Consider the following 26,855-nt stretch of genomic DNA (forward strand, 5'->3'; position numbering starts at 1 on the left):
GCGTGCGATCGCAAGGCGCCGGGAAGTCCTCGTAGCGGAGCTACTCGGGCTTTTCGGCAACGCCGCGAGCGTGCGTGCCAGACGCCGCCGGGCAGGCGGGAGTTTGAAGACAGGCCCTAGGGCCTGTCGTCTGGATCAGGCCCTAGATCTCGATGTCTCCCGAGCGCGTCGGCACGGCGTCCAACCGCGCCAGGGTCGGCGCGTCGAGGGTGAGCGCGCCCGCCGCGACGTTCGCCGCGAGGTGGTCGGAGTCGGCGGTGCCCGGGATCAGGAGGACGTTCGGGGCGTGGTGCAGCAGCCAGGCCAGGCCGACCTGGGCCGGTGTCGCGCCCAGCTCCCCGGCGGCCGCGCCGACGGCGGGCTCGTCGGTGACCTTGGGCATGCCGGGGAAGGCGCTGCCCAGCGGGAAGTAGGGCACCCAGGCGATGTCCTCGGCGAGGCAGAGGCGCAGCATTTCCTCGTCGCCGCGGGCCACGAGGCTGTACGCGTTCTGTACACAGGCGATCCCTGCGGGCAGGCCCCGGCGCAGTTCGTCGAGGCCCACGTTGCTGAGCCCGATGGCACCGATCTTGCCCTCGTCGCGCAGGGCGGTCATGACGGCGAGCTGGTCGTCGATGTCGACGACCTGGTCGCCCTCCGCCCGCAGGCCTGGCCCTGTCCCGGCGCGGCGCAGGTTGACCAGCGGGACCTGGTCGACGCCAAGGCTCTTGAGGTTGTCCTCGACGCCGGCCCGCAGCTCCTCGGGGCGCTGGGCGAGCCGCAGCGGCAGCGGGCCGCCGGAGTCGGGGGTGGCGCCGACCTTGCTGACGACGAGGACGTCGTCCTCGGGGCGCAGCGCCTCGCGGATGATCCCGTTGGAGAAGCCGTCCCCGTAGAACTGGGCGGTGTCGATGTGGTCGACGCCCAGTTCGACGGCGCGGCGCAGCAGCGCGACGGCCGCGGCGCGGTCCGGGTCCAGGCGCGGCAGCTGCATCGCGCCGAACCCGACGCGCGAGACGTCCCGGCCGATGAGCCGTCCGGCGCCGCCGGGGCGCGGGGTGCCGTTCGCGGTGACCGCGAAAGGAGGGGAAGCAGAAGAAGACGCGGAAGAGGTCATGGGAATCCCGCCTCGTGCGAAGATAGAAGAAACGGAGGAACCTCCGTTACGCCGAAGGTAGCACAACCGGAGGAGCCTCCGCTTTGCCTGCGTCCACATCTTCCCCGAACCCGGCACCCGGCGGGGACAAGGCCGACCGCCCCGCCCGCGCGGACGCGCGCCGCAACCGGGAGCGACTCCTCACCGCCGCCCGCACCGCCTTCACCCGGGACGACACGACGGTCGCGCTGGAGGCGATCGCCCGCGAGGCGGGGGTCGGCATCGGCACCCTCTACCGGCACTTCCCCACCCGCGAGGCCCTCGTCGAGGCCGTCTACTCCGCCGAGCTGGACGCCGTGACCGACGCCGTGCAGCCCTTGCTCCGCGAACTGCCGCCGCAGGACGCGCTGCGCGCCTGGCTGGACCGGTACGCGGACCTCGTCACGGCCAAGCGCGCCATGGCCGGCAGCCTCACCCTCGCCCCGGCCTCCGGGCGCGGCGTCACGGCGGACACCCGGGAGCGCCTGACCGCCGCGGTCGCCGCGTTCCTCGACGCCGGGTCACGCACCGGCACACTGCGCACCGACGTGCCCGCCGACGACGTGATCACCATGCTGCTCGGCGTGTTCCTGTCCACGACGGCGGGCGACCGCGCGGACCGCGTCGGCCATCTGCTCGACCTCGTGGCGGACGCTCTGCGCCCGCGCGAGGCGCCGGAGTAGCTCCGGAGCCGGGTGGCCGATCAGCACCGCACACCTCCCCCGCCCACGTTTCGCCCCGCACACGTCGGCAAGGCACCCACGGACGTCGATCACTGCGTGGGGAGGCCAGATGCGGACAGCCGGTCACGACACCGGCCGGGACGGCAACACGGGCGACGGGGCGGGCGGTTCGCGGCGGGCACTGCTCGCCGCGGGAGTCACGTCCGCGGCCGCGCTCATCGGCGGCTGCGGCCGGTCCGGGGCCGACGACCGGCCCTCCGGTACCGAGAAGGCCGGGCGCGGCCCCTCGGAGTCCTCGCGCTCACCCTCACCCCGCCCCACCCGCCGCCGCCCCGAACTGCCGCGCGGCGGGCGCCGGTTGTTCCCCGAGCACCGGCTCGTCGGCTACTGCGGGCTGCCGGGCGCGACCGCGCTGGGCCGGCTCGGCACGGGTGACCTCGACGACCGTGTCGCGGAGCTCGAACGGCGCGGACGCGCGTACGCCGACGGCCGCCGCGTGCTGCCCGTCCTGGAGCTGCTCGCCACCGTCGCCAACCCCGGCGCGGGCCCCGACGGCACGTACCGCACGCGTACGCCCGACGCGACGATCCGCACCTTCCACGAGGCCGCGCGCCGGCACAAGGCACTACTGCTCCTCAACATCCAGCCCGGCCGCGCGGACCCACTCGGCGAGGTGAAGGCCCTGGAGAAGTGGCTCCTCCGGCCGGACGTGGGCATCGCCCTCGACCCCGAGTGGGAGATGGGTCCCGGCCAGATCCCCGGCGACACCTACGGACACACCAGCGGCCCCGAACTCACCCGGATCGCCGCCCACCTCGCCTCTCTCGTGGACCGCCACGACCTGCCGGACAAGGCGTTCGTCTACCACCAGGTCGCCGAGTCCGTCGTCCACGACGAAGGCGCTCTCGATGCCCCCGAGGGCGTCGCCGTGATCAAGAGCGCCGACGGCATAGGCAGCCCCCAACTCAAACGGCACACCTGGGACCGCCTGGTCGACCCCATGCCCGACCGACTTCACACCGGTTTCAAGCTGTTCTACGACGAGGACACCGAGGGCGGCACCGACCTGATGACCCCCGACCAGGTCCTCGGCCTGCGTCCACGCCCGTCGTACGTGATGTACGAGTGAGGGTATTGATATCGCGGACATCTCAATAGCCTGCAACAAGATATTTGTGGGGTATGGGGTCCGCTCCCTACGCTGAAGCGCAACGAGGGCCCCACCGATCCGCAACAAAGGGGCAGTCGGATGGAATTGAGGCACCTGCGCTACTTCGCGGCTGTCGCCGAGACACGTCACTTCGGCAAGGCCGCGCAGGCACTGCACATGGCTCAGCCGCCGCTCTCCCAGGCGATCCGCCGCCTGGAGACGGAACTGGGCGTGGAGCTGTTCACCCGCACCACCCGGCAGGTGTCCCTGACCGGCGCCGGCGAGGTGTTCCGCACCGATGTGGAGCGCATCCTCACCTCCGTCGACGAGGCGGTGGCCCGCGTGGGGCGGTTCGCCACCGGCGTCGAGGGCGTGCTCCGGGTCGGCCTGACCGGATCCGCCTCGTACCGCCAACTTCCCACCCTGGCACGGCTGGTGAAGCACGAGATGCCGCACGTACGGATGGAGGTGCACACGGAGATGCTGACGCCCGCACAGGAACTCGGCCTCATCGAGCGGCGCCTCGACGTCGGCGTGCTGCGCCCGCCCATCCGCCAGGAGGGCATCGCGCAACGGCTGATCACCGACGAGCCGCTCATCGCGGCCGTCCCCGAGGGCCACTGGCTCGCCGACACCCAGGGCATCCGCGTCGAGCAGCTGCGCCACGAGGACTTCATCATGTACGGCGCCACGCTCGGCTCCGTCGTCAACGACGCCGTCGTCCGCTCCTGCCTGGCCTCGGGCTTCTATCCGCACCGCGCGTACGAGGTCACCGAGACCTCGGCCGCGCTCGCCCTGGTCGCCGCCGGACTCGGTGTGGCGGTGCTGCCCGACTCGATCCGCTCCGCGCCCCGCGAGGGCGTGGTGTGCCGGGAGATCGAGGACGCGCTGACCGTGCCGCTGGCGCTGGCCTGGCGCCACGACGACGATTCGCCGCTGATCCGGCAGCTGCTGGACGTACTGGAGCGGCACGACATGTTCGTGAGAGAGATCGAGGGAATGCCATGAAGATCGTCAAGGTGGAGGCCGTTCCCTTTGCCATTCCCTACGTCAAGCCGCTGCGGTTCGCGAGCGGCGAGGTGCACACCGCCGAGCACGTACTGGTCCGTGTGCACACCGACGAGGGCCTGGTGGGAACGGCCGAGGCGCCGCCCCGCCCCTACACGTACGGCGAGACGCAGGAGTCCATCGTCGCGGTGATCGAGAAGATCTTCACGCCGCAGATCCTGGGTCTCACCGTCCTGGAACGGGAGGTTGCGCACACCCGCCTCGACCGGACCGTCGGCAACCCGGCCGCCAAGGCCGCGATCGACATGGCCCTGTGGGACCTGCTCGGCCAGTGCGCGGGACTGCCGGTGTCCGGGCTGCTCGGCGGCTTCGGCGACCGGATGCGCGTCAGCCACATGGTCGGCTTCGCCCCGGCCGACGCGATGGTCGCCGAGGCCGAGCGGGTCAGGGACACGTACGGCATCACCACCTTCAAGGTGAAGGTCGGCCGCAACCCGTACGGCGAGGATGTCGCCGCCTGCCGGGCACTGCGTGCGGCCCTCGGCCCGGACGTGGAGCTGTACGTCGACGGGAACCGCGGCTGGTCCCCCTCCGACGCGGCCCGCGCCCTGCGCGAGATGGCCGATCTGGACCTGACGTTCGCGGAGGAACTCTGCCCCGCCGACGACGTGTTGGGCCGACGGTGGCTCGTCGCGCAGAGCCAGGTCCCCTTCATCGCCGACGAGAGCGCGACGCGGGCCGCCGAGGTCACCCGCGAGCTGCTCGGCGGCTCGGCGACCGCCATCAGCGTCAAGACCGCCCGCACCGGCTTCACCGCCTCCCAGCGGGTACTGCACCAGTGCGAGGGCCTCGGCGTCGAGGTGGTGATGGGCAATCAGATCGACGGCCAGATCGGCACGTTGTGCTCGGTCGCGTTCGGCGCCGCCCACCGCTCCTCCTCGCTGCACGCGGGCGAGCTCTCCAACTTCCTCGACATGTCCGACGACCTGCTCACCGAGCCGCTCACGATCGCGGACGGCACGCTGCGCGTCCGCGAGGGCGTGGGTCTCGGGATCGACATCGACCCCGAGAAGCTGAGCCGCTACCGCCAGGACGTCTGACCCACCCGACGCACTTCCACCTCCTCAAGGACGGGACACACCATGACCGACACCGCCACCGAGCAGGCCACGGCCGCCGCGTCAGGGAACGCGGCCACCGAGCAGTTCCGCAGCAAGCAGCGCGCCGGCGCCCCGGTCGCCGACACCGGGCGCGTGAACACCCTCGTCTCCGAACTCCTGGGCGCCACCCACGACATCATCCGCCGCCACAAGGTCACCTACGCCGAGTACGACGCGCTGAAGTCGTGGCTGATCCAGGTCGGCGAGGACGGCGAGTGGCCGCTGTTCCTCGACGTGTGGGTCGAGCACGTCGTCGAGGAGGTCGCGAGCGAGGACCGGGAGGGCAGCAAGGGCACCATCGAGGGCCCGTACTACGTCCCCGACGCGCCGGAGCTGCCCGCCGAGGCCACCCTGCCGATGCGCGAGGACGAGGGCGGCACGCCGCTGCTGTTCCAGGGCCAGGTGCGCACGGTGGACGGCACGCCGCTGGCGGGCGCCACCATCGAGATGTGGCACGCCGACGACGACGGCTTCTACTCCCAGTTCGCTCCCGGCCTGCCGGAGTGGAACCTGCGCGGCACGGTCGTCGCCGACCCCCAGGGCAACTTCAAGATCCACACGGTGCAGCCGGCCCCGTACCAGATCCCGACCGACGGCTCCTGCGGCAAGCTCATCTCGGCCGCGGGCTGGCACGCCTGGCGCCCGGCCCATCTGCACCTCAAGGTGTCGGCGCCCGGCCACCAACTCGTCACCACCCAGCTGTACTTCACCGGCGGCGAGCACGTGTCCGACGACATCGCCTCCGCCGTCAAGCCCGAGCTGATCCTCGATCCGACGCCGGTCGCCGCCGGCGACGGGCGCGAGGTGACGTACGACTTCGTTCTCGACAAGGCGTGATGCACTGTGTTGTTCGCTGTACGCATGGACGTCGACATCCCGCGCGACCTCGCGCCGGACGAGCGCGCCGACCTGGTGGCCCGCGAGAAGGCCTACTGCCAGGAGCTTCAGAAGTCCGGTGAGTGGGTGCACATCTGGCGGTGTGTCGGCCAGTACTCCAACCTCAGCGTCTTCGACGTCGCCGACAACGAGGCGCTGCACCGCATCCTGTGGAACCTCCCCCTCTTCCCCTTCATGTCCATCGAGGTGACACCACTCGCCCAGCATCCGTCGGACCTCGCGGCCGGGGGCGCGGGGGGATGACGACGATCTGCCCGTGACATCGCCGCTTTCGCCGAGGCACAACTCAGATGGTTCCCTCGCAACACCGCTATAGGGTTCGATCATGACCGAAAGCGCACCTTCCGACACACCTCCGGGCACACCTCCGGAGGCTGCCGGGTACGACCGTGCCGCAGTGCGCGGTGAGCGCCTGAAGGAGCGCATCTACGCGTCCTTGACCCTGCTCGCCGTACTGGTCGGCCTCGCGCAGGGCGGGCACAGCACCCACACCGGGGCGGCGGTCGCGGTGGCTGCCACCGCGCTCGGTCTGTGGATGGCGACCCTGGTCGCGGACATGCAGGCCCACCCCGTCGTGCACGGCAGCCGCCCCACGCTGCACGAGGTCCGGCACGAGCTGTTCACCAGCAGCCCGTTGCTGACCAGCGCCATCGGACCGCTCCTGCTGATCGCCCTGTCCGCCCTGGGAGCCGTGGGCCTCACCACCGCGCTGTGGATCGCCGCAGGCAGCGAGGTCGCGACGCTGGCCCTGTGGGGGTTCGTCGGCGGTCGCCGGGCCGGCGCCGGCGTCCTGCACGCCACGGTGACATCGGCCCTCAACGCCGCGATCGGCCTGGGCGTGGTCTCCGTGAAGCTGCTCGCCGGTCACTGACCCGCGCGCCGGGTGGCCTCCTCAGAGCGGATACGTGATGACCTCCGAGAAGCTCATGCTGACGCCGCCCGGCGCGACGAAGTTGGCGATGTCCTCGGCGCCCGCCCGACCGGCCGGTGTGGCGAGCGCGGCGAGCGCCTCGTCCTTGGAGTCCCAGTCCAGCGCCGCCACCACGAAATGCGGAGGCCGCGATCCGTCGGGCATCTCGGACACGCTCCACTGGAAGGACCGCAGCCCCGGCGTCTGTGAGGCGAGCGGCGCGTGCACCTCCCGGTAGTGCTTCAGGAACTTCTCGGGGTCGGCGGGGTGATCGTAGATGACGGTCATCCGGTACATCGGTCGGCCTCCTCGTGGCACGGTCCGCTGAAGGCGAGGGCCGTGTCGCCCGGCCCTCCCGCACCACTGTCACCTTCCCCGGCCGCGACAGAGCAGTCCGGCTACTTCTGCGGCCCGTCCTGCCCCTTGTCCTGATCCATTCCGAGATGCTTCCTGGCCTGCTCCTGGGCGGAGTCGACCTGGGAGCTGTACTTGCCCTTCGTCCTCTTGTCCACGGCATCGCCCGCCATGTCGACGCCCTTACCGGCCTGGGTCTCGTGCCCCTTGATCATCCGTTTGATCTTGTCCAACGCGGACATGGCAACCTCCTCGTGGGCCACTCTCCTGTCTTCCAGGATCGCCCCTGCGAGCGTGGCCCGCATGCGCGCGCACCGGCGCGGCGGGGAGGGAGCGGGCGTGGCACGCGGGGAAAACGGAGTGCCCGGGGCCCGCCGTCGGCGGCACACTGCCGCCATGGATCACGTGAGGACCGCAGAGCGACTGGTACGCGACCGCTTCCCCGACGCCCGCGCCGCCTTCCTGGCGGGCAGCGTCCTGACCGAACGCCGTACGCCGCGCTCCGACTTGGACATCGAGGTCCTGCTGTCCGGCCCGCCCGCGCCCTACCGCGAGAGCCTCCTCCACGAGGGGTGGCCGGTGGAACTGTTCGTCCAGACCGAGGCCGACTGGCACCGCTTCGTCGAACGGGAGACCGCGGACCGCATCGGCGCGGCGCTGCGGGTGGAGGCCCGGCGCCGGTGGGCGGCCGGGCCTCCACCGGCCTCGGAGAGCGAACTGGAGGACAGGCGCTACGCCCTCACCGACACCCTCGACGACCTCGAAGGCTGCGCCGACCCCCTGGAACGCACCTACCTGGTCGCGCACTTGCTGGGCCGCGCCTCGGAACTCGCACTGCTCGCGGGCGGCCACTGGCTCGGCAGCGGCAAGTGGCTCTCGCGGCGACTCGCCGACGCCGACGCGGAGTTGCACAAGCGTCTGACGGACGGCGCGGCGGCGGCAGTGTCCGGCGAGGACGACGCCGTAGGGCGCTTCGCCTGCGAGGTGCGCGGGATCCTGGAGGCGGCGGGCGGACCGTGCTGGGCCGGGTACCGCCGCGGCTGATCCGCCCCTGAGCTCGGTTACGTCCCGCGTGGCAACGCCCGTGGCCCTCCGACTCCCCCTCACCCACAGCCCCTTAGCCCCATAGCGGTCATACTCGATGAAACACGCACAACGTCGCAGATCGAGGAGTCCGTCATCACCATCACAGGAACCGTGCACAGCGCGGCCGTTGACCGAACCCCCGGCCTTTCCCGGCCCTGGCACGGCGTGTTGGCCGTCGTCGTCGCGGCGGCGCTGGTCACGCAGCTCGTGCTCGTGTTCAGCGGCGGGTCCACCGCCGGGGCCGGGGGCGCGACCGGGGACGAGGCCGACGCACTGACCCGGCTGGTGCGCACGCTCAGCTATTTCACCATCCAGAGCAACATCCTCGTCCTGGCCTGCACCGTGTCTCTGGTGCTGCGCCCCGGCCGGGACGGCCCCGGGTGGCGGGTGCTGCGGCTCGACGCGCTGCTCGGCATCACGATCACCGGCCTGGTGTTCGCGATCGTCCTCGCACCGCAGATCCACCTTGAGGGCGTCTCGCTGTGGGTCACCGTGGGGCTGCACTACGTCGCGCCGCCGATGACGCTCCTCGGCTGGCTGCTGTTCGGGCCGCGCGGGCGGATCGACGCCGTGAGCGTGGGGTGGGCGTTCGTGTGGCCCGCGCTGTGGATCGCGTACACGCTCGTGCACGGCGCGGTCACGGACTGGTACCCGTATCCGTTCCTCGACGTGCACGCGCGCGGGTACGGCCTCGCGCTGCGGAACATCGTCGGCGTGCTGGCCGTCGCGGGTTTGCTGGCCTGGCTGTTCGCGTGGATCGACCGGCGGCTGGGGCGTCGGCTCAAGCGGCCGCTGCCGCTTCCCTCTCGCTTCTGACGCGGAGCGCCCCGCACACCCCTGTCGTCACGGCCTCACCGCGTGAAAGGATGCGCGAGCACAACTCCGACACAGCACGCCCGCAGGAGGCCCGCATGCGTAGGAGGACGGGCGGGCTGTTCACGACCGGTGACGGAACCGTGGTGATGCTCGCCGAACAGCGCCCCGGCGCCGACGGCCAGTGGCGGATCACCGCCCGCACCCAGGCCGGCCGGCAGATCGCCGAGGTCGGGTTCCGGTTGTGCGAGGACTGCGCCGTCGGGCGGATCCAGGCGATCTGGGTCGACGAGCCGTGGCGCCGCGAGGGGATAGGGCACGAGCTGCTGCGCGGCGCGATCGCCGTCGGTGACGGCTTCCGCTGGACCACCACACTCCAGTCGTCCGTCGGCCGCCGCTTCTTCGTCGCCACGGGTGCCACGGAGGGCGTGGAGCTGCTGCACGGCCGGCCGCAGTGCCCGCACATGATGGGGCGGTGGGGCCGGGCCTGGGCGAGACGGGCGGCGGCCTGACCCGGTCGCCGTCCCCCTCTGATCTCTGCTGCATGGACCGGTACGCCTTGGGTACGCGGGGCGCCACCCGTCATCCACCAGAGGCGAATGATCATGGATCCGAACGCAACACCCCAGAACGGCCACTCCCCCGCGCAGCAGGCGCTCAGCGCCCTCAGCCTGAACACAGAGGACCAGGTCGCACTCGACGCGCTCGCCGGGTGCGAGGTCCTCGTGCCGGTGCCCGACGACGTGGGCGAGGAACAGGATTCCGACTCCCCCGCGCTGTCCCTGCCGGTCATCGAGCAGCCCGGCGGCGAGCAGCTGGTCCCGTTGTTCACGTCCGAGCTGCGCATGTCGGAACTGCTTCCGTTCATCTCGCGCTGCACGCCGGTACCGCTGGGCGCGCTCGCCGCGCGCTGGCCCGCGGAGCTGTCGATGACGATAGACGCGGGTTCACCGGACGCCCTGACGCTCAACGGGGAGGGCGTACGGGAGTTGCTCGGCCACCGGTCCTGAGGAGGCACCCGTGCCCTTTCGTGACCGTACGCACGCCGGTGAGGAACTCGCGCTGCGGGTGCTGGAGTGGGCCGACTCCAGCGATCTCGTCGATCCGGTCGTGCTCGCGCTGCCACGCGGCGGCGTCCCCGTCGCGGCGCCCGTCGCGCACGCGCTGCACGCGCCTCTCGACGTGCTGGTCGCCCGCAAGATCGGCGTGCCGGGCCGGCGCGAGACCGCGATCGGCGCCGTCGTCGGAGAGGAGCCGCCGCTGTTCGACCGGGCGGCCCTCGAACTCCTGGGCCTGAGTGAGGACGGGCTCGGCTCCGATGTCGCCGAGGCCCGCGACGAACTGCACCGCCGCGCCCATCTGTACCGCACCGACCGCCCCGCGCCACCGGTCGAGAACCGCACGGTGATCCTGGTCGACGACGGGCTCGCCACGGGCCTCACCGCCACCGCGGCCCTCCTGTCGCTACGCCGCCGGGGCGCGGCCCGCCTCGTTCTCGCGGCGCCCGTCGGCAGCCCGCAGTCCGTGGCGGATCTCCGTGCGCACACGGGCGACGTGATCTGCCTCGACCAGCCGCCGGACTTCCGCGCCGTGAGCGAGGGCTATGAGCGGTTCCCGCAGGTTTCGGACGCGGAGGTGATGGACGTACTGAACGCGTTCCGCGCCCAGGAGGAGCGTCAGGAGAAGAGCGGGCGCGGGCGCTGACCCGCGCCGGGCTCCCGCCTCACCATCCGGTGAGCACCAGGTGGTTCACGAGCAGGGCGAGCGCCACCTGCGCGGCGAGCCACGGCCTCGCCCGGGGAAGGAACGCGCAGGCGGGGACGAGCCACATCGCGAAGGGCAGCCAGATGCGTTCCGTCTCCGCCTTGCTCATGCCGGACAGGTCGGCGGCGAGCAGGGCGAGGAGGGCGGCTCCCGCGAGGAGCGCGAGCCGTGCCCGCCCGCTTTCCCGGTCGTCCGGCCGGACCAGTTGCCCGACGGCGCGCCGCAGGCCCGCCACCGTCGCCACTCCGACGACGAGGACGGTGCACGCGAGATTGGCCCACACCCAGTAGCCGTACGGCCGGATGCCTCCGGCGCCCTGGTAGTAGCGGGTGGTCAACAGGTGGTACGCCTCCCACCAGTTGAACCCTGCGAGTGTGAACGCGGCCGGCACGACCGCCAGTCCGGCGCAGAACAGCCCCGCGAGCGCCGCCGGCCGCTCCAGCACCCTCTTCCGCCCGAGGAAGAGGACCGCGAGTGCGATCAGCGCGAACAGCGTGAGCCCGTACGAGAGATAGCAGGTCAGCCCGAACAGCAGCCCCGCGCCCGCCGCCCACCAGAGCGAGCGCCCGCTGACCGCGAGCGCGAGGAGGGCGACCGCCCACGCGGCGACGGCGGCGAAGTAGGCGTCAGCCGAGACACCCATCCACACCGCGCCCGGCACGACGACCAGGAACGGGGCGGCTCGGCGTGCCAGTTCCTCCCCGGCGAGCGCGCGCACGGCGACGAGCACGGCCACGCACGCCGTCGCGCCGACGGTGACACACCACAGCCCCGCCCATCCCCCGCCGCCGAGCCCGACGCGGTCGAGGAGGACGAAGGTGAGCGGGGCTGCGGGCGGGTGACCGGCCGTGTGGGCGGGCCAGTGGTCGGGTGAGTCGATGAGGATGTGCCGCGTGTAGTCGCGCAGGGTCGCCGGGATGTCGTGGAAGCGGTCGATGACCTGGAGGTACTCGTACTTGGTGGTGAGCCGTCGCGCGATGCCGCGGTGCCATCCGTCGATCAGGGCGAGGGAGAGGATCCAGGCGGTGGCCGTGGCCCACGCCGTGGCGAGCAGCGCGCGCCAGCGCCAGCGGGTCGCAAGGGAGGGACCGTACGCGACGACCGCGGCAGCCACCGCGAGGGCGGCGGGCGTGCCGGGGCCGAGGTGCGGGAGCCACCTTCCGTACAGCGGAGGCGCGCCGACGTGCAGGGTGCCGTAGGTGTCCTCGATGTGGCGGCCGACGAGCGCGGCGGTCAGCACGAGGAGCAGCGCGGCCACGGCGGCGTACAGGTCGCGGCGCGTGCCGCGCGGTTCGTTGCGGGGGTCCGTGCGGGGGGTCACACCGGAACGCTAGGCCGAGAGGCGTCCCGCACTGCGCCGACCGGCCCTGATGTCAGCGTTTCGTCATGAGTCGCACACCCCGATGGCCGGTCCTCGCGGCCTACGGTCGACGCATGCGCGACACTCCCGCCTCGCCCTCCTTCTGGCGCAGCCCGCTGCGCGGCCCCTGGTTCACCTCCGTGCTGGGCCTCGTGCTCCTCGTCGGCGTCACCGTTCTGTTCGTGACGGGCCTCGTCTCGTACGCGGCGTACAACCCGGGCCTGGCCCCGGTCAACGACAAGACCCCGGACAAGGGGATCCTCGGCTTCTACCTCTTCGCCTGGCCGACGGACCCGCACTGGCTGTACCGGCTCACGCAGGGCCTGCATGTCACGCTCGGCATCACGCTGATCCCCGTACTGCTGGCGAAGCTGTGGTCGGTGGTGCCGAAGCTGTTCGCACTGCCGCCGGCCCGTTCGCTGACCCACGCGCTCGAACGTGTCTCGCTGTTGCTGCTGGTCGGCGGCGGGCTCTTCGAGTTCGTCACGGGGGTGTTGAACGTGCAGCTCGACTATCTCTTCCCCGGCTCGTTCTATCCGCTGCATTTCTACGGGGCGTGGGTGTTCTTCGCCGCGTTCGTGACGCATGCGGTGCTGAAGGTTCCGGCGGCCGTGCGCAATGTGCGAAAGGCGCGCGAGGAGGGGCAGTTGGTGGCTCCGCGGCCGGATCCGCCGACGGTGTCGCGGCGGGGTGCGCTGTGGTTTGTCGGGGGCGGCTCGCTGCTGTTGTTCGCCACGACGGCGGGGCAGAGCTTCGACGGCCTCCTGCGCCGCACCGCGCTGCTCGCCCCGCACGGCGGCGCCGACCCGGCCGAAGGCCCGAACGGCTTCCAGATCAACAAGACCGCCGCGTACGCGGGGATCGACCGCGCGGAGACGGCAGAGGACGCGTGGCGCCTCGTCGTGGTCGGACGCTCCGGCCGCACGGTCCGCCTCGGTCGCGCCGAACTCTCCCAACTCCCGCTGTACAGCTCGGCGTTGCCCATCGCGTGCGTGGAGGGCTGGTCGACCTCCGACCAGTGGTGGCGCGGCGTACGGCTTCGGGACCTGGCGGCACTCGTGGGGTACGACGGCGATCCACCGGATGTGCTCGTCGAGTCGCTGCAACGGCGTGGCGCCTTCCGGCACGCCGCGCTGCGCGCCAACCAGGTCGCCGATCCTCGCTCGCTGCTCGCCCTGTACGTCAACGGGGAGGCGCTCTCCCCCGACCACGGCTATCCGGCGCGCGTGATCGTGCCCGCCGCGCCGGGTGTGCTCAACACCAAGTGGGTCGCCCGGCTCACCTTCGGAAAGGTGTGACCGCGATGTCGCTCTTGCGCCGGGCCCCTTTGAGGAGTCCGCTTCAACTCCTGTTGCTGCTCTGCTCGTTCGCGCTCGCCGGTTACGCGGGGGTGCGGCTGCTGGCGGACGACTGGTTCGGGGTGGCGCTGTGGTTCGTGGGGGCCGCCCTTGTGCACGATCTCGTACTGGTGCCGCTGTACGCGGGGGTGGACCGGCTCCTCGTTCGGGGGTTCGCGGCGGCAGGCCGGCGGGAGCGGGTGGGGTACGTGCGCGTTCCTGCCGCCCTGTCGGGACTGCTGCTGCTCGTCTGGTTCCCGCTGATCAGCGGGGCGGTGGACGAGCGTTACCGGTCGGCGACCGGCCGCTCCGCCGATGTGTACCTCGGTCACTGGCTGCTGGTGACGGCCGCCCTGTTCGCGGGTTCTGCGCTGCTGCTCGGGGTGCGGGTGCGCAGCGCGGCAAAGCAGCGGCCGCCCACGGACCACTGATCGACGGGGCGCAGCGCGGCCCGGGCGGCGTACCGGAGCAGGGCGGGGGTGCCGAGCCGGGCCCATGGGAAGGGGTGACCTCCGGGCTGTTCCGCGTGTCCCGTACGTTCCGGTGAGTCGGTGACCTGGACGCTGGCGCGTTCGTCCACGTCGAGGGGTGCCGTCTCGGCCAGCAACAGGCCCCCGGGAGCGAGGAGTTGGGCGACGCGGGTGAGCAGGGTGTGCGGTTCGCCGCCGATGCCGATGTTGCCGTCCATCAGCAGCACGGTGTTCCAGCGGCCCTCGCCGGGCAGCGCGTCGAACACCGAGCGGCACAGTGCCTGGCCGCCGAGGCCCCGGCTGTGGGTGACGGCGGCGTCGCTGACGTCGACGCCGAGCGCGGTGCGGCCGCGCGCGGCGAGTTCCGCGACGAGCCGTCCGGGCCCGCAGCCGACGTCGAGCACGGCGCCCTCGCAGCGGTCGAGCACCTGCCGGTCGACGGCGTCGGCCCGCGCGCACCAGCGTTCGACCTCCAGCGGCAGCAGCCAGCCGTCGGCGCGGCGCAGGAAGAGGGGGCCGCGGCCGGTGCGCAGGGCGGCGGAGTACGGGTCGGCGCCCGCCCAGGCGACGGTGGGCGCGCTCACCGAGGGGCCTATGCGCGCCCTCACTGGTGCACCCCCGTCGTACAGCGCGCCAGGCGCGCGGCGAACCGGCCGTGCGGTGCCTCGGCGGCCACCGCCGCGGCGTCCTCGGCGGTGTCGACGTCGCGCAGCGGCGGCAGGTCGCGTACCCGCAGGCCCGCCGCGACGAGCCGGGCGCGCTGTGCGGCGCCGGTGTGCGCCGTGGACATGGGCACGCCGCGCAGCAGCCCCGGGTCGGGGTCGGCGAGGCCGAGGGCCCAGAAGCCGCCGTCGACGGCCGGGCCGAACCAGGCGTCGCAGTCGGCGAAGTCGACGGTGAGCAGGCCGGCGCGGACCTGCGGGGTGTCCATGCCGATCAGCAGGGCGGGCCCGGAGCATCCGGCGAAGGCGGCCGCGAGGCGCTCGTCGAGGCCGCCCGCGCACTGCGGCACGACATCGAAGCCGGGCGGCAGCCAGGGGCCGGGCGCGCCGTCGAGGACGAGGACGCGGCGGGCGGCCGGGGCCTGGGCGACCGCTTCGAGGGTGTCGGCGAGCGCGGCCTCGGCGAGCTCCGCCGCCTCCTGGGGTGTGAACGGCGGGGTGAGCCGGGTCTTGACGCGGCCGGGGCGCGGCTCCTTGGCGATGACCAGGAGGTCGACGGGCGGATGGTGGTGTGTGCTCACCGTGTGCTCCCTTCCCGTTCTTCGCGTTCGGGCGCCTCGCCCAGCACCCGGCTCATGTCGCGCACCGCGTGCCAGGTGCCGCGCCAGGTGCCGGTCACCTTGGAGGCGCCGGTGCGCGGCAGGTACGGCACGTCGTGCTCGGCGATCCGCCAGCCCGCGTCGGCGGCCCGCACCACCATCTGCAGCGGGTAGCCGCTGCGCCGGTCGGTGAGGTCGAGCCCGAGCAGTGCCTCGCGGCGTGCGGCGCGCAGCGGTCCGAGGTCGTGCAGACGCAGTCCTGTCCTGCGGCGCAGCATGCGGGCGAGCGCGAGGTTTCCGGCGCGGGCGTGCGCGGGCCAGGCGCCGCGTGCTGTCGGGCGGCGCCTTCCGAGCACCAGGTCGGCCTCGCCGTCGGCCACTTCCCGTACGAAGGGGGCGAGCAGGCCCGGGTCGAGGGAGGCGTCGCAGTCGCAGAAGCACACGATGTCGGCGTCGGAAGCGGTCAGGCCCGCGTGGCAGGCGGCGCCGAATCCGCGCCGTTCCTCGCGCACGACCTGGGCGCCCAGCGAGCGGGCGATCCCGGCGGAGCCGTCGGTGGAGCCGTTGTCGACGACCAGGGCGCGCCAGTGCGGCGGAATCCGGTCGAGGACCCAGGGCAGGGCCTCGGCCTCGTTGAGACAGGGAAGGACCACGTCGACGGTGGTGGGTGGGCTTGTCACGGGTCTCACCCTACGAGCCTGATTCCGACATTTCGGGTGCGAGATCCTTACGAAACACGGACGTCGGCCGCTCGCGCCCGGCTGGGACACCTCGCAGGCCCGGCGCGGTGCGAGGCTGGTGGCATGCAGCAGTCATACGAGCCCACGGGGCCGGCCCCCGACGGCGGAGCGGCCCGTGTCCTGGTCGTCGACGACGATCCGACCGTCGCCGAGGTGGTGGCGGGCTATCTGGACCGTGCCGGGTACCGCGTGGACCGCGCCGACGACGGCCCCACGGCCCTCGCGCGCGCCGCCGCGCGCCGTCCCGACCTGGTGGTGCTCGACCTGATGCTGCCCGGCATGGATGGCTTGGAGGTGTGCCGCCGAATGCGTGAACGAGGGCCCGTCCCGGTCATCATGCTCACCGCGCGCGGCGACGAGGAGGACCGGGTCCTCGGCCTGGAGGTCGGCGCGGACGACTACGTGACGAAGCCGTTCAGCCCGCGCGAGCTGGTGCTGCGGGTGGAGTCGGTGCTGCGCCGCGCCCGCCCGGCCACCGCCCGGCAGAGCCCGCTGTACGCGGCGGGCCTCACGGTCGACCCGGCGGCGCGCCGGGTCACGCGGGGCGGCGCCGAACTCGCCCTCACCTTGCGCGAGTTCGACCTCCTGGTCTTCTTCCTGCGCAATCCGGGGCGGGCGTACAGCAGGGAGGACCTGATGCGCGAGGTGTGGGGCTGGGAGTTCGGCGACCTGTCGACGGTCACGGTCCACATCCGCCGCCTGCGCGGCAAGGTCGAGGACGATCCGGCGCGCCCGTGCCTGATCCGGACGGTGTGGGGCGTGGGCTACCGCTTCGAACCCGACTCACGCTCCGAACCCGACTCGCGCCGCGAACCCGGCCCACGCTTCGAGCCCGAGCCACGCCCCGAACCCGAGCCACGCCCCGAACCCGAGCCGCGCCCCGAACCCGACTCGCGCTTCGAACACGACTCACGCTCCGAACCCCACTCACGCCGCGAACCCGACCCACGCTCCGGGCCTGACCCACGCTTCGAACCCGGCCCACGCTCCGGGCCCGACCCATGCTTCGAGCCCGACCCACGCCCCGAACCCGACCCGCCCCTCGGGCCCACCGAGCCGGAGGTCTCATGACCGTGCGTGACACCCTCCTCATCGCCCTGTACGCCTTCGCCGGCGCCGCCGCCACGGGTCTCGCCGGGGCGGGCGCGCTGCGGCTGCTGCGGCGGCGCTCGCTGACCGCTTCGCTCGCCGTGGTCGCCACCGTCGGCGTGGTGGCGATGCTGGCGGGGACGCTCGCCGTGGCGTGGGCGATGTTCCTGTCGCCGCACGATCTGACCGTGGTGACGCTGGTGGTGGCGATGGCGGCGGCCGTCTCGCTGGCGACCGCGCTCGTACTCGGACGCCGGGTGGTGGCCCGCAGCCGTGAACTGGCCGTCGCCGCGCGCTCGTTCGGCGACGAAGGCGACTTCGCCGCACCCGACGCCCCGGCCACCGCCGAACTGGAGGAGCTGAGCCGGGAGCTGGCGGCGACCAGCGCCAAGCTCGCCGCCTCGCGGGAGCGCGAGCGCGCCCTGGAGACCTCGCGGCGCGAGCTGGTCGCCTGGATCTCGCACGATCTGCGCACCCCGCTCGCGGGCCTGCGTGCCATGGCGGAGGCGCTGGAGGACGGTGTCGCCGCCGACCCTGACCGCTATCTGCGCCAGATGCGCACGGACGTCGAGCGGCTCAACGACATGGTGGGCGACCTCTTCGAACTGTCCCGCATCCACGCGGGCGCGCTGCCGCTGGCCCCGGCCAGGATGTCCCTGTACGACCTGGTCGGCGACGCGCTGGCGGGCGCGGACCCACTGGCGCGCGAGCACGGGGTGCGGCTCGTCGGCGAACAGGTGGAGCCGTTGCCGGTGGAGGTCGACGGCAAGGAGATGAGCCGCGTCCTGGGCAACCTCCTCGTCAACGCGATCCGCCGCACCCCTGCGGACGGCACGGTCGCCGTCGCCGCGCACCGCTCGCCGGAGGGTGTGGTGGTGTCGGTCTCGGACGCCTGTGGCGGCATCCCCGAGGAGGACCTGCCGCGCGTCTTCGACACCGGCTGGCGCGGCACCCACGCCCGTACTCCCCCGGCGGGCGCGGGGCTCGGTCTGGCGATCGTGCGCGGCATCGTGGAGGCGCACGCGGGCCGGGCGACGGTCCGCAACATTCCCGGCGGCTGCCGCTTCGAGGTCACGCTCCCCAGTGCCACTTCTGGATAGATACTTGACTTGGACATAGTCCAAGTTAGGATCTGTACACGATCTAAAGCACTCTGGGTCGCTCCCAGGAGCGCGCCCCGGTACCACGCCGAAGGAGCCAGCCTTGCCCGAGAACAACCAGAAGCCGCTGACCACGGTCGCCGGAGCGCCGGTCCCCGACAACCAGAACTCCGTGACCTCCGGGCCCCGCGGCCCGATGCTGCTCCAGGACGTGTGGTTCCTGGAGAAGCTCGCCCACTTCGACCGCGAGGTCATCCCCGAGCGCCGTATGCACGCCAAGGGCTCCGGCGCGTTCGGCACCTTCACGGTCACGCACGACATCACGCGGTACACGAACGCCAAGATCTTCTCCGAGGTCGGCAAGCAGACCGACATGTTCGCCCGGTTCTCCACGGTCGCCGGTGAGCGCGGCGCGGCCGACGCCGAGCGCGACATCCGTGGTTTCGCCCTGAAGTTCTATACGGACGAGGGCAACTGGGACCTGGTCGGCAACAACACCCCGGTGTTCTTCTTCCGGGACCCGCTGAAGTTCCCCGATCTCAATCACGCGGTGAAGCGCGACCCGCGCACGAACATGCGCGACCCCGAGAACAACTGGGACTTCTGGACCAACCTCCCCGAGGCCCTGCACCAGGTCACCATCGTGATGTCGGAGCGCGGCATCCCTGCCTCGTACCGGCACATGCACGGCTTCGGCTCGCACACGTACAGCCTGATCAACGCCGCGGGCGAGCGGTTCTGGGTGAAGTTCCACCACCGCACCCAGCAGGGCATCAAGAACCTCACCGACGCCGAGGCCGAGGCCCTGGTCGGCAAGGACCGCGAGTCGCACCAGCGCGACCTCTTCGACTCGATCGAGAACGGCGACTTCCCGAAGTGGAAGCTGTTCGTCCAGGTCATGCCGGAGGCCGACGCGGACAACTACCGCTTCCACCCCTTCGACCTCACCAAGGTCTGGTCGAAGAAGGACTACCCGCTGATCGAGGTCGGCGAGTGGGAGCTCAACCACAACCCCGACAACTACTTCGCGGACGTGGAGCAGGCCGCCTTCACCCCGGCCAACGTGGTGCCTGGCATCAGCTTCTCGCCCGACAAGATGCTTCAGGGCCGGCTGTTCTCCTACGGTGACGCGCAGCGCTACCGGCTCGGTGTGAACCACCACCAGATCCCGGTCAACGCGCCGAAGAACCCGGTGAACTCCTACCACCGCGACGGCGCCATGCGCGTCGACAGCAACCAGGGGGCCACGCCCGGCATCGAGCCGAACTCGTACGGCCGCTGGCGGGAGCAGCCCGCCTACCGCGAGCCGAGCCAGGCCGTGGGCGCCGTCGCCGACCGGTTCGACTTCCGGGAGGACGACGACAACTACTTCGAGCAGCCCGGCAACCTGTTCCGGCTGATGAGCGCCGAGCAGCAGCAGGTCCTGTTCGCGAACACGGCGCGCGCGATCAACGGCGCGTCGCAGGCGACCGTCGAGCGGCACATCGCCAACTGCACGCAGGCCGACCCGGCCTATGGCGAGGGTGTCCGCAAGGCGATCGAGGCCCTGGCCGCGGGCGAGCTCTGAGCCGTGAACAGTGCCGCACTGACGCCCGAGCAGACGGAGCGGGTCATCGCCCTCGCCCTGGACCTGGCGCGGGAGGGCAGCACGGCGGAGCTCGTGGAGTTCGTGGAGCACGGGCTGCCGGCCGACGTGACGGACCCGCAGGCCAACAGCCTGCTGATGCTGGCCGCCTACCACGGTCACGCCGACACGGTGCGCGCCCTGCTCCGGCTCGGCGCCGACCCCGACCTGTGCAACGCCCGCGACCAGTCGCCCATCGCCGGGGCCCTGTTCAAGGGGGCGGACGACGTGGTCGCGGTGCTGCTCGAAGCCGGCGCGGATCTCGACGCCGGCACCCCGACGGCGCGCGCCGCGGCGACGATGTTCGGGCGCGAGCACCTGCTGACCGGCTGACCAGGGCTCACCGCTCCATCGCGGCGCGCGCGAACTCCCGTACGCCGTCGTCGAATTGCACCTCGGTCTTCCATCCGAGCTCGGCGCGCAGCCGCGCCGAGTCCGCGGTGATGTGCCGGACGTCGCCGAGCCGGTACTCCCCCGTCACGACGGGTTCCGGCCCGCCGTACGCCGCCGCGAGCGCGGAGGCCATCTCGCCGACGGTGTGCGGTGTGCCGCTGCCCGCGTTGTAGGCACGCAGCGCGCCCGGTTCGGCGTCGGCCTCCAGCGCCACCGCGTTGGCCTCGGCCACGTCCCGTACGTGTACGAAGTCGCGCCGCTGGCGGCCGTCCTCGAAGACGCGGGGTGCCTCGCCGCGGGCGAGCGCGGACCGGAAGAAGGAGGCGACACCGGCGTACGGGGTGTCGCGGGGCATCCGGGGCCCGTACACGTTGTGGTAGCGCAGCGAGACCGCCGCACCGCCGCTCGCGCGCGCCCAGGCCGCGGCCAGGTGCTCCTGCGCGAGCTTGGTCGCGGCGTACACGTTGCGCGGGTCGACGGGGGCGTCCTCGCCCACGAGGCCGGGCGCCAACTCGGCGCCGCAGTCCGGACACCTGGGCTCGAACCGCCCCGCGTCCAGGTCGGCGGCGGCGCGCGGTCCGGGCCGTACGACGCCGTGCCGCGGGCAGGCGTAGCGCCCCTCGCCGTAGACGACCATCGACCCGGCGAGCACGAGCCGCGGCACACCGGCCTCGGCCATCGCGGCGAGCAGCACCGCGGTACCGAGGTCGTTGCGGGAGACGTACTCGGCGGCGTCGGCGACCCCGTTTCCGAGCCCGACCCTGGCCGCCTGGTGACACACGGCGTCGACGCCGATCAGGGCGCGGGCGACCGCGTCCGGGTCGCGCACATCGGCGCCGGGGTCCTCCCGCACGTCGAACACGACGGGCTCGTGCCCGCGCGCGGTCAGTGCCTCGACGACATGGGACCCGATGAACCCGGCACCGCCGGTGACCAGAACTCGCATGCCGCCAGGCTAGGTCCCCCGGCCCCGCACACCACGGCAACGGGCCGATGCGTCATGACTCCGTAAGACACCAGGCGCCGCAGGTGGCGTCGGGGGTCTGTGGCGCCTCTGCCACCGAGGGCTCGCCGCCCGCCTCGTTGAGCGCGTCGAGCGCGGCGATCAGTGAGGCGCGCTGCTCCGGGTCGAGCCGTTCCACGATCTCCGCGATGTCGTGGCGGCGCCGCGCTGTCACGTTCTCGACGGTGCGGCAGCCCTCGTCGGTCAACTGCAGCAGTGTCTCCCGGCGGTTGGCGGGGTTGGCGCGGCGCTCCGCGAGCCCCGCCGCGATCAGCCGGTCCACCATCCGCATCGCGGTGGACGGCGCCACGTGCAACTGGTCCGCGAGCGTGACGAGTTTGGTGGCGCCGCGCTTCGAGAGCACCACCAGCATCCGGAACTGAGCCGGCGTCACCCGCTCCTCGACCTCCGCGAGCGACCGCGCCGACACGGCGACGAGCAGCCGCGACGCGGTGAGCAGCGCACGGGTCACCGCGTCGACGTCGTCCCGGCCCTCGGCCCGGGCCCCGTTCCCGCTGTCAGCCATGCGCTCTCCTCGCGGTGTCGACACCCGCCAGTATGAGGTCGATGCCGACCAGAAACCGCACGCGGTCGTCATGTTCGGGCAGCATGGTCTTGAGGTCGGGCTGGATCCCGGTTCGAACCCGGCAGGCCGATCGCCGCGCGAGCCTGACCGACGAAGCCCACCGAAAGGCGCAGTCGATGCCCCTCCCCCGCACCCCCGAAGGGCGACCGGCCCTCCCCACCGGCCTCCAGCGCCGGCTGGCCCGCCTCCCCATCGGCCTGTACCGCGCGGGCCTCGGCCCCCTGCTCGGCAAGCGGCTCCTGCTGCTGCACCACAAGGGACGCGTGTCGGGCCTGCACCGGCGGGTGGTCCTGGAGGTCGTCGCCCACGACCGTGCGCGCGGCACCTGGACGCTCGCCTCCGGGTTCGGCCCCACGTCCGCCTGGTACCAGAACCTCCGGCACACCCCGCGAACCATGATCCAGCACGGCGCCCACCGGCATCTCGTCGACGCGCACTTCCTCACGCCCGACGAGGGCGCCGTCGTCATGGCCCGCTACGCCCCCGAACACCCCCGCACCGCACGCGAGTTGTGCTCCTTCATGGGCTTCGAGACCGACGGCAGCGAGGAGTCGTTCCGGGAGGCTGGGCGGCAGATCCCGTTCGTACGCCTGGAGCGGGTGCCCGACGCACGGCGCCGGTCCTGGCGGGACTCCGGCTCGGCCACGACGCGGCGGCCCACGTAGCCCGGCCCCGGGCCAAGCCCCCCTCACTCCTGCTCCTCCAGCAGACAGAACCCGCCGCCACGGCATTCAACGCACACCTCCCCCTCGCGCCTCCCGCTCCCATGGCAGGCCCCGCACAGCCCGTCGTGCCACGTCGTCCCGTCCAGCGCGTGGTGCGGGTGCGGATAGTGCGTGTCGGGGAGTACGCACTCCACCTGTGTGTCCGGATGACGCCGGACACACAGGTCCCGGCCGGGCTGCCGGCGCCGAGCTTCCTCTGTCATGACTGCTGCTTCCCCTTCCGCTACGACTCCAGGGAAGCACCCGCCACTGACAATCGGCCCCCGAATCGCCCTGTCAGTCGGTCAGCCAGCCCGGGATGACCATCCCGGACTCGTAGGCCAGGACGACGAGTTGGGAGCGGTCACGGACGGCCAGTTTCGTCATGATGCGGCTGACGTGGGTCTTGGCGGTGGCGGGGCTGAGGACGAGGCGGCCGGCGATCTCGTCGTTGCTCAGGCCCGCGGCGACCAGCACCATGACCTCGCGCTCGCGGTCAGTGAGGGCGTTCAGGCGCGGGCCCGGCTCCGGTACCTTGACGCGGCCCGCGAACTCGGCGATGAGGCGGCGCGTCACGGAGGGGCTGATCAGGGCATCGCCGCGGGCCGCGACCCGTACGGCGTGCACCAGCTCCTCCGGCTCGGTGTCCTTGACGAGGAAGCCGGTGGCGCCCGCGCGCAGCGCCCCGTACACGTAGTCGTCGAGGTCGAACGTGGTCAGGATGACGACCTTGACGGCGTCGAGGCGCGGGTCGGCGGCGATCCGGCGGGCCGCCTCCAGCCCGTCGACGTCCGGCATGCGGATGTCCATGAGGACGACGTCCGGGCGCAGTTCACGGCAGGCGGCGACGGCGGCCTCCCCGTCGCCGGCCTCGCCGACCACCTCCAGGTCGTCCTCGTCCTCCAGGATCGAACGGAATCCGGCGCGCACCAGGCGCTGGTCGTCCGCCAGCACGACTGTGATCATGACGTGGACCGTACCCCGTCCGTCCGGGCGCGACCGGCCTCGTACGGGAAGCGGGCGCGGACCGTGAAGCCGCCGTCCGGTGCCGGACCTGCCGTCAGTTCGCCGCCCAGCGCGCGGGCCCTCTCCCGCATGCCAGTGATGCCGCTGCCGGGCACGAACCCCTCTCCGCCTTGTCCGTCGTCCGTGACCTCTACGGTGAGCCGCCCCGGCTCCACGGCCGTGCGGACGGTGACGGTGGCGGCGCGGGCGTGGCGGGTGACGTTGGTCAGCGACTCCTGGATGACGCGGTAGGCGGCGAGGTCCACTTCGGCGGGCAGCTCGTCGTGCGCGCCGCCCGTCTCCGTACGGACGTCGAGGCCGGCGAGCCGGGCGGATGCGACGAGGTCGTCGAGGCGGTGCAGGCCGGGGGCCGGCCCCGTGGGCGCCGCCTCGTCGACGCTGCGCAGCACCCCGAGCGTGGTGCGCAGTTCGCGCAGCGCTTCACGGCTGGCGCCCTTGATCGCGCCGAGCGCCTCCTCGGCGCTCACGGCTCCCTTGACCGGGTCCTTCTGGACGCGGCGCAGGGCTGCCGCCGACTGCACGTTGATCAGCGAGATGTGGTGCCCGATGACGTCGTGCAACTCCCGTGCGATCCGCATCCGTTCCTCGTACGCGGCCCGTCGCTCCGCCTCCTGCGCCATGATCAGCCGGCCCAGCCTGACCCGGCCGAGCGCGACCACGCCGACGAGCCATCCGGTGAGCATGAACAGGGCGACGCCGTTGACGTCGTCGTTCCCCGCGAGCGTGCCCGCGCCGGTCAGCGCCACGGTCAGCGAGGCGAGCCCGATCGCCGCCTGGAGGTGGCCCTCGGCCGACACCACGTACAGCGCGACGACGAACGCGACCGTCAAAGGCCCGTCGTACACGCTGAGCAGGTAGTAGCCGAGGGTGGCGGCGAGGACGAACGCGGCGACGGGCACGGGTGCGCGGCGTGCGAAGTACAGCGCGCCGCAGGCGGCCGCGATGAGCACCCAGCCCAGGACGGTGGCCTGCCGGGACTCCTCCGGTTCGCCGATGAGGGAGCGCAGGCTGCCGAGCCCGACGAGGACGAACACGGCGGCGGCGAGCGCGGCGTCCGCGGCCCGCCCGCGCGGGCGGGGCGGAAGGCGCCGGCGGGAGGCTGCGTTGACCATGCCACCAGCCTAGAAGTCGCCCGGAGGCCTGCGCTCGTCCGCAGGACCGAGGCGCGCCGCGGGGCGGCGCAACTCACGGGGTACGCGCGACGGCCGGACCGCGACCGGTGGGGTAGCAGTACTGCCCCCACCGGGCCGACGCCCCGGCCGTAACCCTCGCCCGATGCTGGGGCACATGAACACCACACCCCGCCCCGGCCCGCACCCCCACCACCCCGGCGCCCCGCTCGCCGTCCGGCTGCGCGACGTCAGCCGCCCGCTGGTCGTGGCCCTCACCGCCATCGCGCTGCTCCGTCCCCTGTTCTCGATCGTCGGACTGAGCGACGTACTGGGGAAACCGGCCACGCCGTTGCTGTTGACCGTGGGCATCACGGTGGCGTGGATCGGACTCGCCGCGCGGGAGCGGGTGCGCGAGCCCCTGTTGACGCTGGTGGCCACGGGAGTCGCGTACGCGCTGATCGCGATCGTCGGCAGTGCGATCCTCTCGCCGATCCTGACCGGGGAGCTCCAGGGTCCCCTCGCGCAGCCGCAGGCGATCGTGCCGATGCTGATGGTCAACGTCGCGTGGGGCGCCTTCTGTGGTGCGTGCGCCGTGGGCCTGCGCGAGGTCGTCAGGCGGCGACGGCACGCTCCGCGGTGACCACCACCGCCGTGTACGGCAGGGTGAACTCACCGCCCATCGCGTCGATGGCGGCGCCCGTGCGTGCCAGCAGGTCCTCCAGTTGCTCCGGCCGGTACGTGCCCGCCTCCCCGCTGGTGCGCATCTGTTCCAGCCACGCGCCGCGCGTGTACGTGGCTTCCCAGTCGAAGTGCCACTCCTCGGGTTCGCCGAACGCGGCGGTGTCGCGCAGCCGGTCGGCGACCTTCGCGAAGATCGCGCCGTACGTGTCGAGGGTGGGGCGGGCCCACGGGTTGCGCGGCGCGTCGGGCAGGGCCTCGCGGTGGGCCGCGGCGAAGGCGTCCGCGAGGTCGGGGCCGGGGCGGAAGACGTTCCAGAAGAGGGCGAGGCGTCCGCCGGGCCGCAGCACTTCGGCCGCCTTCGTGGGTCCTGCGACCGGATCCACCCAGTGCCAGGTCTGTCCCGCGACGACCGCGTCGAAGGTGCGGCCCGCCGCGTCCCAGGTCTCGAACGTGCCGATTTCCACGTCGAGTCCGTGGCCGCGGGCGTACCCCGCCATGCGCGCGTCGACGTCGACGCCGAGGACGGTGCAGCCCGCCGCGCGGAACTGGCGGGAGGCGATCCCGGTGCCGCAGCCGACGTCGAGGACGTTCGGGCCGGGCGCGGCGGCGACGATCCGGGCGACCAGGGCCTTCGGGTAGCGGGGCCGGGTGCGGTCGTAGCGCTCGGGGTCGGCGCCGAAGGACTCGGCCATGGCGCGGGCCTTGTGCGGTTGGTTCGCAGTGGCCTCGGCGGGCTTCACATCACGAGTGGGCATGCGCCCACCATAGTGGGCACATGCCCACTCTTCTAGTCTGGCCCGAGCCGAACGAAGGAGAAGCGCAGGTGCCGACCGGTGTGGCCATACGCGATGTGCGCGAGCAGCTCTTCGACGCGGCCGAGCGCGTCCTCATGCGGGACGGCGCCGCCGCGCTCACCAGCCGGGCCGTCACCACGGAGGCGGGCTGCGCCAAGGGCGTACTGCACCGCCACTTCGCCGACTTCGACGCCTTCCTGGCCGACCTCGTCATCGACCGGGCGGGACGCATGGAGAAACGGGCCGCCGCACTCGTCGCCTCCGCCGGCACCCGCACCGTCGTCGACCTCCTCACCGACGCGCTGACGGACCTGTTCACTCCGGTCGTCGTCGCCATGGTCGGCCTGCTCACCTTCCGCGACGGCCTGCGCGCGCGGCTGCGGGCGGCCGGGCGCCCCGGCGTCACGGTCCTGGCGGACGCCACCGCCATGCTCCGCTCGTACCTCGAAGCGGAGCGGCGGGCGGGCCGCTTGGCACCCGACACCGACATCGACTCCCTGGGCCTCACCCTGATCGGCTCGGGCCACCTGCTGTACGCGAACCGCGAGGACGGCCCAACCGGGGAGCCGGACGTCCGCCGCCTCGTCACGTCGGCCGTCGCCGGGGCGCTGCCGCGCTAGGGCCCTTCTGACGGAT

General features: G+C 72.6%; 32 protein-coding genes and 1 pseudogene. 21 read left to right on the forward strand and 12 right to left on the reverse strand.

The features are described 5' to 3' along the window. Positions 1–142: 142 nt before the first annotated feature. Positions 143–1,096 carry an aldo/keto reductase gene (locus tag ACFYWS_RS37765; protein WP_389284045.1) on the reverse strand — a complete coding sequence of 318 codons (954 nt, stop codon included), beginning with the start codon at positions 1,094–1,096 and terminating at the stop codon, positions 143–145. A gap of 83 nt (positions 1,097–1,179) precedes the next feature. On the opposite strand from ACFYWS_RS37765, the gene ACFYWS_RS37770 reads away from it, so the two are divergent. The 7 genes from ACFYWS_RS37770 to ACFYWS_RS37800 all read left to right on the forward strand — a co-directional run bounded on the left by ACFYWS_RS37770 (position 1,180) and on the right by ACFYWS_RS37800 (position 6,883). After that, complete coding sequence (locus ACFYWS_RS37770; RefSeq protein ID WP_389284047.1) at positions 1,180–1,797, forward strand: TetR/AcrR family transcriptional regulator; 618 nt, start codon at positions 1,180–1,182, stop codon at positions 1,795–1,797. 109 nt (positions 1,798–1,906) lie between these two features. Beyond that, the gene (locus ACFYWS_RS37775) at positions 1,907–2,926 is read left to right on the forward strand and encodes a hypothetical protein (RefSeq protein WP_389284049.1); all 1,020 of its coding nucleotides are present in this window, start codon (positions 1,907–1,909) and stop codon (positions 2,924–2,926) included. A gap of 120 nt (positions 2,927–3,046) precedes the next feature. Further along, positions 3,047–3,955, forward strand: coding sequence for a LysR substrate-binding domain-containing protein (locus ACFYWS_RS37780; protein WP_389284050.1), 909 nt, complete (start codon positions 3,047–3,049; stop codon positions 3,953–3,955). Next, on the forward strand, positions 3,952–5,055 hold the full coding sequence (locus ACFYWS_RS37785) for a mandelate racemase/muconate lactonizing enzyme family protein (protein ID WP_389284052.1): 1,104 nt from the start codon (positions 3,952–3,954) through the stop codon (positions 5,053–5,055). The genes ACFYWS_RS37780 and ACFYWS_RS37785 overlap by 4 nt, the downstream gene beginning before the upstream one ends. A gap of 42 nt (positions 5,056–5,097) precedes the next feature. Further along, complete coding sequence (gene catA, locus ACFYWS_RS37790) at positions 5,098–5,952, forward strand: catechol 1,2-dioxygenase (protein WP_389284054.1); 855 nt, start codon at positions 5,098–5,100, stop codon at positions 5,950–5,952. Between the two features lie 6 nt (positions 5,953–5,958). Next, complete coding sequence (catC, locus tag ACFYWS_RS37795; RefSeq protein ID WP_389284056.1) at positions 5,959–6,255, forward strand: muconolactone Delta-isomerase; 297 nt, start codon at positions 5,959–5,961, stop codon at positions 6,253–6,255. A gap of 79 nt (positions 6,256–6,334) precedes the next feature. Beyond that, the gene (locus tag ACFYWS_RS37800; protein WP_389284172.1) at positions 6,335–6,883 is read left to right on the forward strand and encodes a hypothetical protein; all 549 of its coding nucleotides are present in this window, start codon (positions 6,335–6,337) and stop codon (positions 6,881–6,883) included. A gap of 21 nt (positions 6,884–6,904) precedes the next feature. Here ACFYWS_RS37800 and ACFYWS_RS37805 read toward each other — a convergent pair whose 3' ends face one another. Together ACFYWS_RS37805 and ACFYWS_RS37810 are read right to left on the reverse strand one after the other, a co-directional pair. Continuing rightward, on the reverse strand, positions 6,905–7,219 hold the full coding sequence (locus ACFYWS_RS37805) for an EthD family reductase (protein WP_389284058.1): 315 nt from the start codon (positions 7,217–7,219) through the stop codon (positions 6,905–6,907). A 101-nt stretch (positions 7,220–7,320) separates the two neighbouring features. Next, positions 7,321–7,518, reverse strand: coding sequence for an antitoxin (locus tag ACFYWS_RS37810; RefSeq protein WP_389284060.1), 198 nt, complete (start codon positions 7,516–7,518; stop codon positions 7,321–7,323). A 154-nt stretch (positions 7,519–7,672) separates the two neighbouring features. On the opposite strand from ACFYWS_RS37810, the gene ACFYWS_RS37815 reads away from it, so the two are divergent. The 5 genes from ACFYWS_RS37815 to ACFYWS_RS37835 all read left to right on the forward strand — a co-directional run bounded on the left by ACFYWS_RS37815 (position 7,673) and on the right by ACFYWS_RS37835 (position 10,879). After that, positions 7,673–8,320 (forward strand): nucleotidyltransferase domain-containing protein, encoded by a 648-nt coding sequence (locus ACFYWS_RS37815; RefSeq protein WP_389284061.1) that lies wholly within the window; start codon positions 7,673–7,675, stop codon positions 8,318–8,320. Positions 8,321–8,473: 153 nt separating this feature from the next. After that, a complete protein-coding gene (locus tag ACFYWS_RS37820; protein ID WP_389284063.1) occupies positions 8,474–9,178 on the forward strand; it encodes a Pr6Pr family membrane protein in 705 nt (234 codons plus the stop codon). Between the two features lie 95 nt (positions 9,179–9,273). After that, positions 9,274–9,687, forward strand: a complete 414-nt coding sequence (locus tag ACFYWS_RS37825) for a GNAT family N-acetyltransferase (RefSeq protein ID WP_389284065.1) — start codon at positions 9,274–9,276, stop codon at positions 9,685–9,687. Between the two features lie 93 nt (positions 9,688–9,780). Continuing rightward, a complete protein-coding gene (locus ACFYWS_RS37830; protein ID WP_389284067.1) occupies positions 9,781–10,185 on the forward strand; it encodes an SseB family protein in 405 nt (134 codons plus the stop codon). A gap of 10 nt (positions 10,186–10,195) precedes the next feature. After that, positions 10,196–10,879 (forward strand): phosphoribosyltransferase, encoded by a 684-nt coding sequence (locus ACFYWS_RS37835; protein WP_389284069.1) that lies wholly within the window; start codon positions 10,196–10,198, stop codon positions 10,877–10,879. 19 nt (positions 10,880–10,898) lie between these two features. Here the strand turns inward: ACFYWS_RS37835 and ACFYWS_RS37840 are convergent, their stop codons facing one another. Next, positions 10,899–12,260 (reverse strand): hypothetical protein, encoded by a 1,362-nt coding sequence (locus ACFYWS_RS37840; RefSeq protein WP_389284070.1) that lies wholly within the window; start codon positions 12,258–12,260, stop codon positions 10,899–10,901. 113 nt (positions 12,261–12,373) lie between these two features. Here ACFYWS_RS37840 and ACFYWS_RS37845 point away from each other — a divergent pair, with 113 nt between their 5' ends. Further along, positions 12,374–13,597, forward strand: coding sequence for a molybdopterin-dependent oxidoreductase (locus ACFYWS_RS37845; RefSeq protein ID WP_389284071.1), 1,224 nt, complete (start codon positions 12,374–12,376; stop codon positions 13,595–13,597). A 5-nt stretch (positions 13,598–13,602) separates the two neighbouring features. Next, the gene (locus tag ACFYWS_RS37850; RefSeq protein ID WP_389284072.1) at positions 13,603–14,067 is read left to right on the forward strand and encodes a hypothetical protein; all 465 of its coding nucleotides are present in this window, start codon (positions 13,603–13,605) and stop codon (positions 14,065–14,067) included. Here ACFYWS_RS37850 and ACFYWS_RS37855 read toward each other — a convergent pair. From ACFYWS_RS37855 to ACFYWS_RS37865, 3 genes are read right to left on the reverse strand one after another with little or no spacing between them, the layout of a single operon-like run. Further along, entirely contained in the window at positions 13,965–14,690 is a 726-nt protein-coding gene (locus ACFYWS_RS37855; RefSeq protein WP_389284074.1) for a class I SAM-dependent methyltransferase, read from the reverse strand. The genes ACFYWS_RS37850 and ACFYWS_RS37855 overlap by 103 nt on opposite strands. 20 nt (positions 14,691–14,710) lie before the next feature. After that, positions 14,711–15,349, reverse strand: a complete 639-nt coding sequence (locus ACFYWS_RS37860; RefSeq protein ID WP_389284076.1) for a DUF2064 domain-containing protein — start codon at positions 15,347–15,349, stop codon at positions 14,711–14,713. Continuing rightward, positions 15,346–16,047 carry a glycosyltransferase family 2 protein gene (locus tag ACFYWS_RS37865; RefSeq protein WP_389284078.1) on the reverse strand — a complete coding sequence of 234 codons (702 nt, stop codon included), beginning with the start codon at positions 16,045–16,047 and terminating at the stop codon, positions 15,346–15,348. Before ACFYWS_RS37865 ends, ACFYWS_RS37860 begins: the two co-directional genes overlap by 4 nt. 123 nt (positions 16,048–16,170) lie before the next feature. Here ACFYWS_RS37865 and ACFYWS_RS37870 point away from each other — a divergent pair. The 4 genes and pseudogenes from ACFYWS_RS37870 to ACFYWS_RS37885 form a co-directional block, all read left to right on the forward strand. Next, positions 16,171–16,890 (forward strand): annotated as a pseudogene (locus tag ACFYWS_RS37870) (response regulator transcription factor); the annotation flags it as partial. 290 nt (positions 16,891–17,180) lie between these two features. Continuing rightward, positions 17,181–18,296, forward strand: a complete 1,116-nt coding sequence (locus ACFYWS_RS37875) for a sensor histidine kinase (RefSeq protein WP_389284174.1) — start codon at positions 17,181–17,183, stop codon at positions 18,294–18,296. Positions 18,297–18,399: 103 nt separating this feature from the next. Further along, positions 18,400–19,863, forward strand: a complete 1,464-nt coding sequence (locus ACFYWS_RS37880) for a catalase (RefSeq protein WP_389284079.1) — start codon at positions 18,400–18,402, stop codon at positions 19,861–19,863. A 3-nt stretch (positions 19,864–19,866) separates the two neighbouring features. Beyond that, the gene (locus ACFYWS_RS37885; RefSeq protein ID WP_389284081.1) at positions 19,867–20,253 is read left to right on the forward strand and encodes an ankyrin repeat domain-containing protein; all 387 of its coding nucleotides are present in this window, start codon (positions 19,867–19,869) and stop codon (positions 20,251–20,253) included. 7 nt (positions 20,254–20,260) lie between these two features. On the opposite strand, the gene ACFYWS_RS37890 is transcribed toward ACFYWS_RS37885, so the two are convergent. Beyond that, positions 20,261–21,259 (reverse strand): NAD-dependent epimerase/dehydratase family protein, encoded by a 999-nt coding sequence (locus tag ACFYWS_RS37890; RefSeq protein WP_389284082.1) that lies wholly within the window; start codon positions 21,257–21,259, stop codon positions 20,261–20,263. A 52-nt stretch (positions 21,260–21,311) separates the two neighbouring features. Beyond that, on the reverse strand, positions 21,312–21,842 hold the full coding sequence (locus ACFYWS_RS37895; RefSeq protein WP_389284084.1) for a MarR family winged helix-turn-helix transcriptional regulator: 531 nt from the start codon (positions 21,840–21,842) through the stop codon (positions 21,312–21,314). A gap of 176 nt (positions 21,843–22,018) precedes the next feature. On the opposite strand from ACFYWS_RS37895, the gene ACFYWS_RS37900 reads away from it, so the two are divergent. Beyond that, the gene (locus ACFYWS_RS37900; RefSeq protein ID WP_389284086.1) at positions 22,019–22,567 is read left to right on the forward strand and encodes a nitroreductase family deazaflavin-dependent oxidoreductase; all 549 of its coding nucleotides are present in this window, start codon (positions 22,019–22,021) and stop codon (positions 22,565–22,567) included. A 336-nt stretch (positions 22,568–22,903) separates the two neighbouring features. On the opposite strand, the gene ACFYWS_RS37905 is transcribed toward ACFYWS_RS37900, so the two are convergent. Then, positions 22,904–23,572, reverse strand: coding sequence for a response regulator (locus tag ACFYWS_RS37905; RefSeq protein WP_389284088.1), 669 nt, complete (start codon positions 23,570–23,572; stop codon positions 22,904–22,906). Further along, a complete protein-coding gene (locus tag ACFYWS_RS37910; RefSeq protein ID WP_389284089.1) occupies positions 23,569–24,744 on the reverse strand; it encodes a sensor histidine kinase in 1,176 nt (391 codons plus the stop codon). The genes ACFYWS_RS37905 and ACFYWS_RS37910 overlap by 4 nt, the downstream gene beginning before the upstream one ends. A gap of 175 nt (positions 24,745–24,919) precedes the next feature. Between ACFYWS_RS37910 and ACFYWS_RS37915 the strand changes: the two genes are divergently transcribed. Continuing rightward, complete coding sequence (locus ACFYWS_RS37915) at positions 24,920–25,384, forward strand: hypothetical protein (protein ID WP_389284091.1); 465 nt, start codon at positions 24,920–24,922, stop codon at positions 25,382–25,384. Here the strand turns inward: ACFYWS_RS37915 and ACFYWS_RS37920 are convergent. Further along, positions 25,356–26,117: a class I SAM-dependent methyltransferase gene (locus ACFYWS_RS37920; protein WP_389284176.1), complete on the reverse strand. Its 762-nt coding sequence runs from the start codon at positions 26,115–26,117 to the stop codon at positions 25,356–25,358. The genes ACFYWS_RS37915 and ACFYWS_RS37920 overlap by 29 nt on opposite strands. Before the next feature lie 131 nt (positions 26,118–26,248). On the opposite strand from ACFYWS_RS37920, the gene ACFYWS_RS37925 reads away from it, so the two are divergent. Further along, complete coding sequence (locus ACFYWS_RS37925) at positions 26,249–26,839, forward strand: TetR family transcriptional regulator (RefSeq protein ID WP_389284178.1); 591 nt, start codon at positions 26,249–26,251, stop codon at positions 26,837–26,839. Positions 26,840–26,855 lie beyond the last annotated feature (16 nt).

Origin of the sequence: Streptomyces sp. NPDC002795 (assembly GCF_042888725.1) — a bacterium.
Lineage (GTDB): Bacteria > Actinomycetota > Actinomycetes > Streptomycetales > Streptomycetaceae > Streptomyces.